At 62.8% G+C, this 15,049-nt stretch carries 15 protein-coding genes; 4 read left to right on the forward strand and 11 right to left on the reverse strand.

All coding sequences use genetic code 11. The features are described 5' to 3' along the window. Positions 1 to 67 precede the first annotated feature (67 nt). The 5 genes from Q0216_RS10345 to Q0216_RS10365 all read right to left on the reverse strand — a co-directional run bounded on the left by Q0216_RS10345 (position 68) and on the right by Q0216_RS10365 (position 4,903). Positions 68 to 625: an Rv3654c family TadE-like protein gene (locus Q0216_RS10345; protein WP_298595219.1), complete on the reverse strand. Its 558-nt coding sequence runs from the start codon at positions 623 to 625 to the stop codon at positions 68 to 70. Beyond that, on the reverse strand, positions 612 to 1,016 hold the full coding sequence (locus Q0216_RS10350) for a TadE family type IV pilus minor pilin (protein WP_298595221.1): 405 nt from the start codon (positions 1,014 to 1,016) through the stop codon (positions 612 to 614). Before Q0216_RS10350 ends, Q0216_RS10345 begins: the two co-directional genes overlap by 14 nt. 202 nt (positions 1,017 to 1,218) lie before the next feature. Next, on the reverse strand, positions 1,219 to 1,842 hold the full coding sequence (locus Q0216_RS10355; RefSeq protein ID WP_298595224.1) for a DUF4244 domain-containing protein: 624 nt from the start codon (positions 1,840 to 1,842) through the stop codon (positions 1,219 to 1,221). Positions 1,843 to 1,970: 128 nt separating this feature from the next. Further along, positions 1,971 to 3,293 carry a type II secretion system F family protein gene (locus Q0216_RS10360; RefSeq protein ID WP_298595227.1) on the reverse strand — a complete coding sequence of 441 codons (1,323 nt, stop codon included), beginning with the start codon at positions 3,291 to 3,293 and terminating at the stop codon, positions 1,971 to 1,973. Positions 3,294 to 3,334: 41 nt separating this feature from the next. After that, a complete protein-coding gene (locus Q0216_RS10365; RefSeq protein WP_298595231.1) occupies positions 3,335 to 4,903 on the reverse strand; it encodes a CpaF family protein in 1,569 nt (522 codons plus the stop codon). Positions 4,904 to 5,110: 207 nt separating this feature from the next. Between Q0216_RS10365 and Q0216_RS10370 the strand changes: the two genes are divergently transcribed. Continuing rightward, positions 5,111 to 7,126: a bifunctional 3'-5' exonuclease/DNA polymerase gene (locus tag Q0216_RS10370; RefSeq protein ID WP_366139834.1), complete on the forward strand. Its 2,016-nt coding sequence runs from the start codon at positions 5,111 to 5,113 to the stop codon at positions 7,124 to 7,126. Between the two features lie 136 nt (positions 7,127 to 7,262). Here the strand turns inward: Q0216_RS10370 and Q0216_RS10375 are convergent, their stop codons facing one another. Beyond that, positions 7,263 to 8,066, reverse strand: a complete 804-nt coding sequence (locus Q0216_RS10375) for a CoA pyrophosphatase (protein ID WP_298595238.1) — start codon at positions 8,064 to 8,066, stop codon at positions 7,263 to 7,265. A 45-nt stretch (positions 8,067 to 8,111) separates the two neighbouring features. Next, positions 8,112 to 9,023 (reverse strand): endonuclease III, encoded by a 912-nt coding sequence (gene nth, locus Q0216_RS10380; RefSeq protein WP_298595241.1) that lies wholly within the window; start codon positions 9,021 to 9,023, stop codon positions 8,112 to 8,114. Between the two features lie 169 nt (positions 9,024 to 9,192). Here nth and aroQ point away from each other — a divergent pair, with 169 nt between their 5' ends. Further along, positions 9,193 to 9,633 carry a type II 3-dehydroquinate dehydratase gene (gene aroQ, locus Q0216_RS10385; protein ID WP_044150130.1) on the forward strand — a complete coding sequence of 147 codons (441 nt, stop codon included), beginning with the start codon at positions 9,193 to 9,195 and terminating at the stop codon, positions 9,631 to 9,633. A 114-nt stretch (positions 9,634 to 9,747) separates the two neighbouring features. On the opposite strand, the gene Q0216_RS10390 is transcribed toward aroQ, so the two are convergent. Then, on the reverse strand, positions 9,748 to 10,926 hold the full coding sequence (locus Q0216_RS10390) for a MarP family serine protease (protein WP_298595244.1): 1,179 nt from the start codon (positions 10,924 to 10,926) through the stop codon (positions 9,748 to 9,750). A gap of 487 nt (positions 10,927 to 11,413) precedes the next feature. On the opposite strand from Q0216_RS10390, the gene Q0216_RS10395 reads away from it, so the two are divergent. Then, entirely contained in the window at positions 11,414 to 12,091 is a 678-nt protein-coding gene (locus Q0216_RS10395) for a Crp/Fnr family transcriptional regulator (RefSeq protein WP_298595247.1), read from the forward strand. Positions 12,092 to 12,236: 145 nt separating this feature from the next. Here the strand turns inward: Q0216_RS10395 and Q0216_RS10400 are convergent, their stop codons facing one another. From Q0216_RS10400 to Q0216_RS10410, 3 genes are all read right to left on the reverse strand, one after another. Further along, the gene (locus Q0216_RS10400) at positions 12,237 to 13,406 is read right to left on the reverse strand and encodes an NUDIX hydrolase (RefSeq protein WP_298595251.1); all 1,170 of its coding nucleotides are present in this window, start codon (positions 13,404 to 13,406) and stop codon (positions 12,237 to 12,239) included. Further along, a complete protein-coding gene (locus Q0216_RS10405) occupies positions 13,399 to 13,881 on the reverse strand; it encodes a RidA family protein (RefSeq protein WP_298595253.1) in 483 nt (160 codons plus the stop codon). The genes Q0216_RS10400 and Q0216_RS10405 overlap by 8 nt, the downstream gene beginning before the upstream one ends. Positions 13,882 to 14,066: 185 nt before the next feature. Beyond that, a complete protein-coding gene (locus tag Q0216_RS10410; RefSeq protein ID WP_005504647.1) occupies positions 14,067 to 14,270 on the reverse strand; it encodes a hypothetical protein in 204 nt (67 codons plus the stop codon). Between the two features lie 166 nt (positions 14,271 to 14,436). Between Q0216_RS10410 and Q0216_RS10415 the strand changes: the two genes are divergently transcribed. Then, positions 14,437 to 15,049 (forward strand): biosynthetic peptidoglycan transglycosylase (locus Q0216_RS10415; protein WP_298595256.1); only part of this gene is annotated, 613 nt, incomplete at its 3' end.

Here is a 15,049-nt window from a genome sequence, read left to right on the forward strand (position 1 = left end):
GAGGCGTAAGTTACTGCAGGAGGCGCAGAGCGCGCTGGGATGACAACTCCCGATGAGCGCAAATAGCCTAGTCGGTTAGGTTTTCTGGCTCGGGAGGTTCCGAGACCGAGTCCCGCTCAGCTTCCAGTTCCTCCTCCAGCTCGGCGACCTCATCAGGGCTCAGCTCCTCCGCGTTGCCCGCCGCCGCGTGTTCTTCTTCGGGGTGCCCTTCTTCGGCGCGCTCTTCTTCGGGGTGTTCAGCTCCGGCGCGGGCACGCACCCTCGCCGGGCCCAGCGCGCCCATGGGCCCTGCGACCGGGACGGCGACCGTCACCTCCACCGTTTCGGGGCGATCCGGGAACGTGCAGGATTCCAGGTGCGCGCCGTGACGTTCGGCAAGATCTGCCGCGACCGCGCACGGATCCCCCTCGGTGAGCCCGCGGTAGGCGTCTGCCGCCGCGAGCGCACTCAAATCAGCGGCCGCGGAAGCCCTGCGGTTCGCGGACACCACCCCGATGAGCCCTGCAACCACCACGGTCACCACCAGTAGCGCGGCAATAATGGTGAGGGCGAGGACGGTGCCGCTACCCTCTTCGGGGTGTTCTTCCGCGGATGAGGCAAGGACCGGGCTTTTATTCACCATCATTGCCGAGGCTTTCTTCACCGGTGCTTTCTTCGCTGTCGGTGCCGCTTTCAACGCGGGCGTGGGCATCCGCCCGCAGCACCCAGCCGGTTGCCGAGCCAATCACGCCGGGGGCGGGACGACTCACCCGCACGTGCACCTGCCGGGCGCGCCCCGCTTCTGTCACGGCTGCGTCGTCAGGAGAAACGGAAATCTGCACGCTCTGCGCCGGGTCGATGCGGCTGACGGCGGAGCGAATCTGCGCCTCGGAATCTCCGCGGGCGGCGGCTCGTGCAGCCGTTCGCGCGGACTCCTCCACTTTGAGCTGTGCAACGCCCGTGGAGGCGGCACCCAGGCAGAGGGCGAGCACCACCGTCACGGCGGGTAGGGCGACCGCAAATTCGGCGGTAATCACACCCTCTTCTGCCGAGCTCCTGTGCGGGGTCGAGGGTACAGGTTCTACCCCGGCTTTCCCTGCGGAGCAAGTGCGCCGCAAGGCACCCAAATTCACATGAGCGTTCATTCTTTATTCCTCCTTTCTAACTTGATTTTCCGCAGAACTTAGCATCTAGCCCAAAACCCTGCGGTGGGCTTTCCTGAACCCCTGAGTAAGACCTTTAGAGCAGCCCCGTATTGCCCGCAATGGACAGGGCATTACGCACAATATCCAGGAGCATGGAACGCACCTCATCCGACTTGAGAATCAGCACCAGCAGGCCCGCAAAACCGACCGCCGCGAGCATCACAATGCCGTACTCCGCGGTGGATGCGCCCTCCTCCGGATCGCCCGCCGGGGCGTACTCTTCGAGCACCTTTTCACCAGCCTCAGCGGGCACATATTCGGCGCAGCCGGGCGCGTGTTCACCCAGGCTACGGCAGGTGGTGCCGCATTCGTCCAGGGTGCAGCCCTCGGCGAGCGCGCGGGCGATGGTCAACGCCTGTTCGGGGTTCAGACGGTTCGTGTTCATATCAATCTCCATTTCGGTAGGGTCAATCCTGGGGCCGGTGTGGTTCAACTCAGCATCAGTGAAAAGCTCGGGGCATTCTTCGCGCAGCTGCTTCATGGTGGTTGCGATGGCAACGGACAGCGGCACGGGGCCCAGAATGGTCTGCGCTTCTGCACCGGGCGCGGCGGTCTGAATTTCGCTCGGAACGCCAACCGGAGCACCGACCGGGGCGTTGATCGGAGCGTCGGCAGTGTGCAGGTCGTGGCGGATTGCTTCGCAGAGGGTGTTCGTCATTGGTTTTCCTTTCGTTGTGCCCCGGTCATTCGGGGCGGGGTGGGTGCTCATCCGCATTCACGGCAGATGGGCGAGGGTCTAAACTTTCGGCATTTCACCTAGTCAACAGCGCTTATGGGCGTAGCTCTTTAGGCAGTCAACGTGGGTAGTAGCGAAATGAGGATGGGCACAATGCCCAGGCAAATAAAGGCGGGTAGAGAGCACAACCCGAGGGGCACCACGAGCGCTACGGAGAGCTTTCCGGCGGCGCGTTCTGCCGCGCGGCGCTCGCTGAGGCGGTGCGCATCGGCAAGGGAGAGCAGCAGCGCGGTGCTCGGTGCGCCGCCCGTGTAGGCGGGGGCGAGTGCATCCCGCAGCTCACCGAAGGTTCCCGCCGCGGAGCCCGACCAGGCGCTCTGCCACCCGCTGCCCATCTGCAGGCGCTGGCAGACCGTGTGCAGGGGGCGACTATTGAGCGCCTCGGCGAGGGTGCCCAGGGCGGCGAGCGGTGCAAGCCCGGCGCGTAGTTGCGCGGCGAGTAGTTCCAGCACGAGGGCGGTATCAACGGGCGCGGTAATCGGCGCTTTTCCTGTCCCGGATTTTTCTGGCCTCGATTTTTCTACCCCGGCATTTACCGCCCTCACGCTCTCCACCTCCGCCCGATGCACGAGCGCGGCGGTCCAGCGACGCCCTGCGAAGGCGAGCCCCAGCCCGAGCATGCCGGTGAGCGCCCCGAGAATGGATCCGGTCAGCACACCCACGGGGTCGCTGCCCATGAGCACCCCCAATCCGAGGCCGAGTAGCGGCAGCCAGGAGAGGATTCTGCCGGTGGCACGCGGTGCGGCGAGGGCACTCTGCCTGCCCAGGAGCGCGTCGATGCGTTCTTCGGCGTGTTCGGCGGCGCGTTCCAGGCTCGTGGCGAGCGGCGCACCGGCGCTCTCGCTCATGCGCAGGCTCAGCTGCAGGTCGTGCAGACGCTCGCGGCTGTGCGGGCGCATCCGGGTGCTGTTTTCAAGCAGCTGCGCGCAGGCGAGGTGCGCGGGGGCACCCCAGGAGGTAACCGTGGTGAGCGCCTGCGTGAAGCGGCGAATATCTTCGGCGCACCGCTTGTGCCCGTAGTCTTCGGAAAGGGGCGAGGCTGAGAGAGGCGAAGTGCCGCGTGCTCGTCGGGGTCGGGTGCTTTTCCGGGCGGTCTTCTTCGCGCGCGTTTTCGCCGCATCCGGCGCCGGCTCGTTCTGTCCGAGCTGCCCGAACTGCGCAGATTGCCCGAGCTGCCCTATCTGCCCGGGGCCCGAGTTGGCGTGCACCGCCTCCTGCAGGGGAATGCCGGCACGTAGATTCAGGGCGAGGGTGCGTAGCATGAGCGGCCACATGCGCATTTCCTCGGCGGTGGCGGGCCCCGCTAGGCACTCAGCCCAGCGCTCAGCCCAGCGTTCGCGAATGCTTCCGTTGCTCTTCTCGTTCTGCTTCATGCTTCCTCCTTTCACGTTTCCATTCCCCCATCACGGAGGGGCTAGTACCCAATGTCAGAGCCCACAGAAATACGCCTGACCTGCAGATACTCTTCGCTCCCCGCAACTGCGGGGTGCAGGCTGTAGACGCCCTCGATGCGGCGGCGTCCATCCCGGTGTTCCAGGTGGATAATGCGTTCAAAAGCCGTCGCCGTATGTAGAGCGACCGTTCTACTATCCAGCCCGGCGAGCGCACCCAGGGCACACAACCGCAGGGGCACCGCCTGCGCGCTATTGGCGTGCAGGGTCGTTCCGGCACCGCGGTGACCGGTATTCATGGCGGTCAGCAGGTGCACCACCTCCGCGCCGCGACACTCACCGACAACGAGCCGATCCGGGCCCATACGCAGCGCCTGCACGATCAGCTCGCCCAGCCCGATTTCGCCGGCGCCTTCGGAGTTGGCAGCGCGGGTTTTAAGAGCAATAACCTGTTCATGCTGCGGCGCAAGTTCCGGGGTGTCTTCGAGCAGAATGAGGCGCTCCTGCGGCGTGCACAGCCCCAGCAGGGCGTTGAGCAGGGTCGTTTTACCGGTGCCGGTGCCCCCGCTAATGAGGAACCCGCGGCGTTCGGCAATCATGCGGCGCAGGTAGGCGGCGGTCGCCTCATCGCACAGCCCGGCGGCCTGTAGCTGCGCCAGGGTGGGGCGCTCGCGGGCGGGTAGGCGCACGGAGAGCCGAGTGCGTTCGCTCAGCGGCGGGATAATCGCGTGGATGCGCCTGCCGTGCTCATCGCTAATGTCAGCCGCCGGATGCGCGGCATCCAGCTGCCCGCCGTGCCTGCGGATGAGCCGCTCGGCGAGGTCACGCACGCGCCGCTCATTGCCGAGGCTCAGCGCCACCGGACGGGTGGTTCCGTTGATTCCCACCCAGATATCGCAGGGCGAGTTCACGTAGATATCGGTGATGGTTCCGGCGCGTTGCCCCTCGTCAAGGAGCAGGTCGAGGGCGCCGAGGCCATAGAGTTCCGCTGCGAGGTAGCGCAGCGCGGTCTGCCGGTTGACCGGCACGTATTCCACGGTGGGGTAGCTCCAGGAGGCGGGCGCGGGTTGCACCGTTTGGGCACGGAATTTTCGGGGCTTTGCTGCGCCCGTCCCTTCTGCGCTCGCGCTCCCCATGCGCCCGCCGTCGATGGTGCAGATTGCCTCGTCCACGGCGTTTTCGAGAATCTCGCGGAGGGGCTGGGATTCTTGGAGGGATGCACTGCCCGCGGCACTCGCAGTGTTTGCACCGCCCGCGGCTGCTACACCCTCCGCTGGCGGGTGCTCCCCCGCCTGCTCGACCCCGGCGCTGAATCCGTTGCCGAATCTGCCGCCAAACCCGGAGCTGAATCCGCCCAGGGCAATAGCGCTCATCTGCGGCGATCGCAGGATCAGCTCGCGGGCGTGCAGGGCGACGGCGCGGGCGCGGTAATCTTCGGGAATGAGCAGGGCGGGCAGCGAGTGCGCGCGGGTGTCCGGCGCATAGGTGGTTGGGCTCTGCGCGGTTGGATTCTGCGCAGCGCGGGTCGGGTAGCCGTTAGGGTTGGCGGTGTTGCTGGCGGGATTGCTGGTGGGGTTCATGGCGCGGTTCATGACTCTAGGAGAGCATTGTGCCCGCCTCGATTTTTAAGAGAATGAGCGTTCTGTGGATAACTCCTCGCTCACCCCGAAATATCCACGATGCACGCACCTCAAACGAACAAAACGCACGCATCCGGCGCTTTTATGACAAAACCCCTGTACATTCTGGTGATGACCACGCACCGCCCGTTCTACCGGCACATCCTCGATAATGGAAGAATGTACGTTCTGCTCAGTCCTGCCACCGGCGCGGGTATTACCGCCCAGACCGGCACTCCCACGCACCCGGTCACCTCGGCTATCGCCGCGGGTGCGTCCTCGCGCGATGCTCAGCCGGTGACCTCGTGGGGTGCTTTTCATTTTTCGGCGCCGACCGCTGAGCAGTTGCAGGACCCGGCCTTTATTCCGCGGATTATCCGCGCGGATCGGGTGAGCGCGGCGAATCTTCCGGCGTATGTGCGAGAGGTAGAGCGACAGGCGGCAGATTCGGCGCAGGCGCGTTTCCCGCGCTGGATTTGGGCTGATACCCGCCACATTGACCCGCTGCTTCTGCGCCGCGGGGTGCGGGTGCATCTGTGCCATGATTTGCGTCTGGTGCAGCGAATTTTGGTGACTGCCGCTACGCATCCGAGCGGTTTTGTGGAGTACAGCCCGGTGCTGGATCTTTCTGATCTGCGTGAGGCGGTTGAGCCTCAGGGGTACCTACCGGTGGCGCGGCAGATTCAGGGTCAGGAGGAGCTGTTCGGCGCTGATTTTTTGAGTGCGCCCGCCACCTCTTCCGCCGCCCCCGCCGGTTCCACCGGTTCCCCGGCAGATTCCTCCCCCGAGTTCCTTGAGGCGGCGCCTCATGAGCCTTTTGCCCCGCAGTTGGCGGCGGGCCCGGTGACTCTGTTGCCGGAGCATCCGGTGGTGCGTGTTTTGATGCGTGAGTGGCTGGCGCAGGCGCGCGCTATCGGTGCGTCGAGGCACCCGGAGCGATTGCGTCTTTTGGCGGCGGCTGAGTCTGCCGGTGCGTTGGTGGCGGCTGAGATTGGCTATTACGGCATCCCGTTTAATGTGCAGGCGCATCATGAGCACCTGTGCGAGTTGTTGGGTCCGCGCCCGGTACCTGGTGAGCGTCCGCAGAAGATGCAGGAGTTGGCGGAGCAGATTCAGCGCATGCTGTTTATGCCGTCGTTGAACCCGGATTCGCCGCAGGATCTTTTGCGTGCTCTGCAGTCTGCGGGGGTTTCGGTGAAGTCTACGCGTTCGTGGGAGTTGAAGAGTTGGGCGGATGCGATTCCGGCTCAGCGGGAAAAGCGTTGGGCGCTGATTGACCCGATTCTGCGCTATAAGAAGCTGTACCGCATTTGGACTGCTAACGGCTGGACGTGGGCTGATACCTGGGTTTCTGAGGGTGCGTTCCGCCCGCATCTTGAGGTGGGCGGCGCCGCGACCGGGCGCTGGGGCGCTTCCGGCGGTGGTGCGCTGCAGTTGCCCGCGGAGATTCGTCAGGCGGTGCAGGCGCCGGAGGGTCAGGTGCTGACGGTGACGGATGGCTCGCAGATTGAGCCGCGCATTCTGGCGGCGTTGAGCCGTGATGAGGCGCTCGCTTCGGCGGGTCGTGGCGCTGACCTGTATGCGGGTATTGCCGAGTTGGCGCGTCTGAAGGGTGTGGGTTTGACGGAGCGTTCCCACGCGAAGGTGGGCATGCTGGCGATTATGTATGGCGGCCGCAGCGGTGAGATTGGTGCCCTGTTGCCGCATGTGGCGGCGCTTTTTCCGCAGGCGATGGAGTTTACGGAGCGTGCGGCTCGTATTGGTGAGGCGGGCGGTCAGGTGACGACTTTTTTGGGTCGTACGTCCCCGCCGGTGGATGAGCGTTTCCGTGAGATTGTGGCTGATCGGTCTTCGCCGGCGGCTGAGTCGCGTGCGGTGTCGACTGCGCGTGCGCACGGGCGTATGACCCGCAATTTTATTGTGCAGGGTACGGCGGCAGAGTGGGCTCTGTGTTGGATGGGCGCGGTGCGTTCTCGGCTGTTGTCGGAGCGGATTTTTGGTATGCCGATGCGCACCCGCATTGTGTATTTTTTGCACGATGAGCTGCTACTCTGCGGCCCTGAGCTGGAGGCGGATCGCGTGGAGCGTATTGTGCGTGAGGGCGCTGCGGAGGCGGCGCGTCTGCTCTTCGGTCGGGTGCCGGTTGATTTTCCGGTGTCGGTGGCGCGGGTGCGCAACTACGCTGATGGTAAATAGTCAGCGGTAAATAATCTGCGGGCAAATAAAGACAAAATAGGGGCGGCAGGTAGCTTCATTCAAGCTATCTGCCGCCCCTATCTGCGCGCTATTCTGCACCCTATATCTACTAGTCAGGCACTTATTTCGGTCGGTTCTACTCCTCGTAGCCCGGTGCCGGGCGCATCTTTTTCGCATCCCAGGGCACGGTCCAGCCGAGCGAGTCAAAGATCCGGTCCAGCAGAATTGCGGTGAATCCCCACACCGTGAATTCTTCGCCGCCAGGCATGCGCACCTCAAAGGCGGGGGTGCGGTGTGAGGTGCGGCCGCGTTTGACGTAGGCGGTGTGCCGGTTGGCGGGGTTGAGCAGGTCGCGCACGGGCACGCGGGCGATGAGCGCGGACTCGTTGTGGTCGACGACTTCGACGGGCACGGGGCTGTTCCACCAGCCGATGACGGGGGTAACCATGAAGTTGCTGATGGGTAGCGGCAGGGTGTGCAGCTGGCCGAGGACCTGTACACCGGCGGGGTCGAGCCCGGTTTCTTCGACTGCCTCGCGCAGGGCGGCGATGTGGGCGACGGGTTCGCCGGTGGTTTCGGCGAGCGCGTAGTCTTCGGGGTCGATTTTGCCGCCGGGGAAGGCGGGCTGCCCGGCGTGTGAGCGCAGGGTTGCGGCACGCACGAGGAGCAGTACTTCCAGGTCGGCGCTGACGTTCTCGGGGCAGCCTTCAAATTCGCCGGTGGAGGGCGAGTTATCGAGCGCGCCGAAGAGAATCAGCACGGCGGCTTCTTTGCTCAGGTGGCTGGCGGGTGCGCTGCGCAGCAGGGCTTGGACGTCGAATTCCACGCCACCCGCTGCGAGAGCCGCCAGTGCCTGCTGGGCGGGGTGCTGTACGTCCTGCCCTGCTTGTTCGGGTTGTACCGCTTGTTCGGGTTGTACCGACTGCTCGGGTGCGCTCATCTGTGTACCTTTCTTCTGTGCGGCAGTGTTCCGATTCAGCCGCCGTTAGGCGCTGAGCGGGTAGCCTTCTGCCATGAGTTCGCGGCGGGTTGCTCCCTGCAGGAATCGCAGGTGCAGGTCTTCTCGGCCGGGTGCCATTTCGTATTTCATGAGTTTACGTGCTGCTTGTTCGTTCGTCTCCCCGGCTCCATAGGACGGGCAGAGGTCGGCGACGGGGCATACGCCGCAGGCGGGCTTTTTGGCGTGGCAGATGCGGCGGCCGTGGTAGACCATGCGGTGTGAGAAGAGCGTCCAGTCTTTGCGTTCGATGAGTTCGGCGACGTCTTTTTCGACTGCTTCGGGGGCGTCTGCGGTGGTGAATCCCATGCGACGGGCGAGGCGGCCGAAGTGGGTGTCTACGGTCAGTCCGGGCACGTCGAAGGCGTTTCCGAGGACTACGTTCGCGGTTTTGCGGCCAACTCCGGCGAGTTTTACGAGCTCTTCGAGGGTTGAGGGAACCTGCCCGTTGTGGCGTTCTACGAGCTGTTGGGAGAGCGTGACGATGGAGCGCGCCTTGGCGCGGTAGAAGCCGAGGGACTGAATGTAGGGTTCAACCTCTTCGGTTCGTGCGGAGGCGAGCGCGGCGGCGTCCGGGTAGCGTGCGAAAAGTGCCCCGGTGACGAAGTTGACGCGCACGTCGGTGGTTTGTGCCGAGAGCACGGTGGCGATGAGTAGCTCGAAGGGGTTGTCGAAGTCGAGTTCTGCGACGGCGTAGGGGTAGGTTTCGCCGAGGATGCGGTTGATTTTGCGGGCGCGGCGCACGGTGGCGAGGTGGCTTTCGGGTGCGCGGGCGTTGAGGCGGCGTGCGGCGGCTGCGGCTTTGAATTCGGGAACGAATCGGATCTGCAGGAGCGATTCGGTGTTCTCTGCCGCACTGTTCTGTGCGTCTGCTGCGGGTTCAGTGGCGTTCTCGGTCATAGCGCGAGGGTACCGGGCTTTAGGGTGTGGGCGGTAGCGAGGTTCACCGTACTTGGCTCGCGCGCTCCTCTCTCTCCGCCTCCGCATCCATTTTCTGTGTCTCATCTTTTTTATGGGCAGTTCGCGCCGCCTAGCGCCCAGCGGGCGTCCCCTGTGCCACACTGGTTTTATGTCAGATACGATTTTTGTGCTTAACGGACCGAATTTGAACCTGCTTGGGCAGCGCCGCCCCGAGGTGTACGGCTACACCACTCTGCACGATATTGAGCGTATGGTGCGTGAGCGTGCGGCGGATCATGGTTTTGATGTTGAGTTTATGCAGTCGAATCATGAGGGGGCGCTGGTGGATGAGATTCAGCGTGCTCGTACTCGTGGCGCGGCGATTATTATCAACCCGGCGGCGTACACGCACACCTCGGTGGCGCTGCACGATGCGCTGGAGGCGGCTGAGCTTCCGGTGGTTGAGGTGCACCTGTCGAATGTGCATCGTCGTGAGGAATTCCGTCATCATTCGTTTGTGTCGCCGCAGGCTACTGCGGTGATTGCCGGTGCGGGTGCGTACGGCTATGTCATGGCGGTTGATTTCCTCGCTCAGCACCTGGCGGAATAGTCCAGCGCAGCATTTGGCGGAATAACAGCACCGCCTCTGTTCGTTAAATAGTTCAGGCTCCCGTTCCTCGTGTGAGGGCGGGAGCCTGAACTTTTATCGCTGTCTAGCGGCTAGTTACTTGCGGCAGGTGCCGGTGGAGACTGCTGCGGTGTTGTCGCCGCCTTCAGCCAGTGCCTGCTTGAGGGTGCTTGCGGTGATGGCGTAGCCGGTCTGGCCGGTGGTTGCCTTACCGAAGATCACGCCGACCACGTTGCCGTTTTCGTCGAGGACGGGGCCGCCGGAGTTGCCGTGCTGCACGTCGGCTGCCAGCTGGTAGACCTGGCGCATGGCGTTGGCGCGGCCGGTGTCGGCGTCGATGGTCTGGGTGTTGCCGATGCCCTGCACGGTGGCGGGCAGTGCCTTGAACGGGCCGCCCTTGGGGTAGCCCATGAAGGTTACGAGGCTACCTGCGGTGGCGTTGGTGCCAATGTTCAGCGGTTCGAGCGGTAGCTTGGGAACGCTGATGAAGGCGAGGTCCTGTTCGCTGTCCATGTAAACGACGGTGCCGGGCCAGGTGCGGCCGCGGGAGTCCTGCACGACCGGGGAGGTCACGCCGGCGACCACGTGGGCGTTGGTGACGACCAGGCCGTTATCGGCGACGAAGCCGGAGCCGGTGGAGGTGTAGCCGCACTGCTCGGCGGCACCCAGAATCTCCACGACGGAGGCTGCCGCCCGATCCAGTGCCGCGGATTCTACGGTCTGGGTGGGGGCGCTGGTTTCGGGGGCGATGAGCTGGCTGACTTCCGGAATGGTTCCGAAGGCGAGCACGTCGTTGCGTACCGTGTTGATGCGGTCCTTAACGACCTCGGGGGTGGAGGCGACCATCCAGGAGAGGGTCTTGGATTCGCTGAGCGCCGTGTTGAGCTGCGGGATGGGTACGGTGCGCATGGAGATGGTCAGTACGACCATGACCAGGGCGCAGGCGGCGAGGTTCAGCACGCCGCCGAAGAAGCGTTCTACGCCCTTGAGCGGGGTGATATCGGTGACGCGGCGGATGGTGCGTCCGGCAACGAGGCCGAGCCACTGTCCGATGGTCAGGCAGATGATGAGCACACCGACGGCGGTAATGAGGCTCCACTGGGATCCCACGGATGCCACGGCGAGGGGCACGAGCCAGGCTGCGGCGCAGACGCCCAGGCCCAGGCCGAGGAAGGTTCCGAGGGTGGTGAAGAATCCGCTGCGGACTCCGGCGAGGAAGTAGAGCAGCAGAATGATGGGGATAGCAATATCAAGCAGGTTGATGCCAGTCGTCACGACTAATTGCCTCCTTGGTGGGTAGAAGTGGTCACGGTGTGCCCATTGTGGTTGGTGCGGGCTGTGCCCGGTGAGTGTGGTGGCGCGTTAACATCCGGTGGTGGGTGCGGCGGGCTTGTGCGCCCAGGTTTTGGGGGCCGGGTTTCTGCCTCGTCGCATCGTACCGCGTGTGGAGGCGGTGTACCTCCTTGTCATGAGGGTGTCAGCGTGCTTGGTACCAATAAAATTACACACCTGAATGCCTGATACTAGGTGGTGAACCTGTGGGTAAGCTTTGAATTTTCTCGGAAGAAATAACTTTTGTTGTAAAGCTCGCTGTATCGGAATGCATAAAGCGCTTTTTTAGGGTACGCTCATATCAGTTGAATATGTCACACTAGCTTGAGCCTTCTCACATTTCAGATGTTGAGATGCATGACACCGGTTCGGGCTCACTCACTGAACATTTACGAGTTTCGGCTCATCACCTCATATCTAGGAGAACTTTATGGATCTCGAGATCCTCCGTCGTACCCCTCTCTTTGCGAACCTCGACGACGCAGCTTTCGCTCTGCTGACCGATGACATTCAGGAGATTGACCTCTCCCGCAACGCCGTCCTCTTCTACGAGGGCGACCAGGACGACCAGCTCTTCGCTGTGCTCTCCGGTAAGGTCAAGCTGGGTCGCAGCGCCGCTGACGGCCGCGAGAACATGGTTGCAATCATGGGTCCCGGTGACGTCTTCGGCGAGATGGCTCTCTTCGATCCTTCGCCCCGTTCGACCAACGCTGTGGCTGTTTCTGAGACTCGCCTGGCTGCCATCAAGCACGAGTCCTTCAAGCGTGCACAGCAGCTGGATCCCACTATCTCCGATCAGGTCATTAAGACTCTGGCTCGCCGCCTGCGCCACGCTAACGAGGCGCTGGCTGACCTGGTCTTCTCCGACGTTCCCGGCCGCCTCGCTAAGGCGCTGCTGGACCTGGCTGACCGCTTCGGCCGCCCCGCGACCGACGGCGTGCTCGTTGCTCACGAGCTGACTCAGGAAGAGCTGGCACAGCTGGTTGGTGCATCCCGCGAGACCGTGAACAAGGCTCTTGCCGAGTTCGTTTCCCGCGGTTGGATCCGCCTGGAGGCACGCGCGGTTGTCATTCTGGACCTGCCTCGCCTGCGCCAGCGTTCCCGCTAAGGTCTCTTTGAGTGAGGGCATTCTAGGGCGCCCTCGCTAAAAGACGCACGACTTAAATAAATCAGGAGCCGTTTCCCTCTGCATGGGGAAACGGCTCCTGATGTCTTTAACGCTTCATCTCACGAGTGAGTATTGCGGTAGCTCGTTAGCTCACGCCCATTGCGCCGGTGTACACGCTACCGGTGGTTGCCGGAACCACCTCGGTGAAGGAGAGCATGCACGCGCCATTGTGGGTCACGAGCACGGGCTTCTTCACCTCAATATTGCGGCGTTTGGACAGCCATGCCACGGAAGTCTGTGCCTTCGCCAAAGATTCGAGCAAGCTCATCACGCCGGGGGTGATGAGCTGGTCGAGGGTACGGCCCACCGTGTTAGGCTGGCCGATGCGGTCACCCAGTTCGCTGGTGTCCTTGGCTTCGAGCAGTTCATGCACGTTCAGCCAGTCACCCCACACGCCCTTACCGAGTAGTAGCTTCGGGTCCTGGCCCACGGGTAGAGCTGCGGTGAAGTAGGCGATATCGTAGCGCTTGAGGAAGAAGTCCGGGGACTGCCAGCGTGCGACCGGGCGCAGCAGGTCAGCGCGCACGCTCAAGCCGCTGGAGGTCAAGAAGTGCGAGAAGCTCTTGTCTTGGGCCGCAACCGCCTCACGCCACGCCATGAACTCAGGCGTGCTGGAGCGCTCCACCACGTCCTGTTCGTCCTCGCCAGCGAGCAGAATGCCGGTCTCTTCGAAGGATTCACGCACGGCAGCCATGACGCTGCGGCGTGCCTGCGCAATATCGGAGAAGTGGAATTGATCCTGCCAGTATTCGGCGCCGGGGCCGACGCAGGAGGCGGACTCATCATCACCGGGAAGAGCCGTACCGCCGGGGAAAGCCACCACGCCCAGCGGAGAGGTGCCGGGACGGTAGGTCAGAATTGTTTCGAGACCGTTCTCGCCGTCGCGCACAAAAATTACGGAGGCAGCCTGACGCATCGTGCAACCGGTCGCACCTTCGTTACCGCCTTCACACCAGCTTTCGGCGGCGGTGCGCATGAACTCGGGAATCGTGTAGAGACGCTGAATGGATGCGGTGCGCGGACCTGACTGGCGGCCAGTGAACATGCGGGGGCGTTCCACGCCCTCAGCCGGGGTGGGAGTGCCGAAGCGGCGTTCCTGTACCGGCAGGGGTAGAGTCTTGATGTTTTGGGCGGTGCCGTTGTCCTGTGCGGATTCGGTGCGTGCAGTCGTATCAGGAGCGTCCTGCGCTGCCCGCTGAGCTTGGGCAGCACGAATAGCGGACAGCGGCAGAGCGCCGGTGTACAGCTTAGACATACTCAACGATGATCTCGACCTCTACGGGCGAATCGAGGGGTAGAACGGGAACGCCCACGGCGGAGCGGGCGTGCTGGCCTGCCTCACCGAAGATTTCGCCGAGCAGTTCGGAGGCACCGTTGATGACGGCGGGCTGAGCGGTGAAGTTCACCTCGGATGCTACGAAGCCAACAACCTTCACGACGCGCTGCACGCGGTCCAGGTCGCCAATAACGGACTTGACTGCTGCCAGGGCGTTGAGCAGGCAGATACCCGCGTACTTCTTAGCGTCCTCGGGGGTCACGAAGCCTTCAGCGCCGGAGTCGGACACCTTACCGGTTTCGGGCAGGGCACCGTCAACGAAGGGCAGCTGACCGGAGGTGTACACGTAGGAGCCGGAGGTTACCGCGGGAACATAAGCGGCAACGGGGGCGGGTGCTTCGGGCAGTTCGTAACCGAGTTCGCGGATACGTGCTTCAATACGGGATTCAGTCATGATTACTCCAGAAGGATGGCGGGTGCGGGCACCCAAACGGTGATAGGGGAAATGCCGTAAACCTAAACGCTACTGATATTCAGGCAGCTGTTAAACGGCTAACCGGCGGCCTGCCTCATTTATTCCCGCTCTCCCCGTATACATAGGGGAAAGTGGGTTTGAGGTGACCGCCGGGTACGCTGCTCTTAGTCAGCCTTCTCGCGCTTAAAGTAGGCGATGGGGTTGCCCTGAGTCGGAGCGACCATGTTCGACGCGGGGGTTGCGCCGGCAGGTGCGGATGCGCCGGGGAGAACAGTTACGAGCTCCCAGCCGTCTTCACCCCAGTTGTCGAGGATTGCCTTGGTCGTGTGGATCATCAGCGGTACAGTTGCGTATTCCCATTTCTTCATACCCTCTAGACTATCGCCCGGTGTTCAATAAGTAAAAGGGATTCACTATGGTTTTGGTCAATGTCCGGCGCTTTTAGGGGCTTTATTCTTAGGGCTGAGAAACCCACGTCCCTGTGGGGTGCCGAGACGGGCTATCTCTCACAGTTTCATGGGATAAACTGAATGAATGGCTTCATCTAAGAAAACCCGTTCGCGTCGCCGTCCGGGAGATTTTTTGCAGTTCCTCGCGTTCAGCGTGATTGCCGGTTTCCTCGCGGCAATTATTGTCGTGCCCCCTGCTGTGAGCTTGGGTATGGTCACGAACGCGTCGATGTCATGGTTCCAGGACCTTCCTGACGACATTGCCGATGGCATCTCTTCCCGTCCTTCTACGATTTACGCTGCTGACGGTACGACCGAAATCGCGACCTTCTTTGAAGAGAACCGCGACCCGGTCAAGTTGGATCAGATTTCGCAGCATATGAAGGACGCTATCGTGTCCGTGGAGGACCGTGACTTCTACAATCACGGTGCTGTCTCCGCTATCGGTATCGGTCGTGCGTTCCTGAACAACATCATTAACTCTGGTAGCGGTCGCCGCCAGGGTGCATCCACTCTGACCCAGCAGTACGTCAACAACCTCATTGTTGACGCCGCTGTGGCGCGTGGTGAGGACGCTACCGCAACCCTGAACGGTAACAAGACCTACGCCGCAAAGATTCGCGAGATGAAGCTTGCGATTTCTATGGAGCAGAACAAGTCCAAGGACGAAATCCTTGAAGGCTACCTGAACATCGTGA

It is taken from the genome of uncultured Rothia sp. (genome assembly GCF_937976295.1).
Lineage (GTDB): Bacteria > Actinomycetota > Actinomycetes > Actinomycetales > Micrococcaceae > Rothia.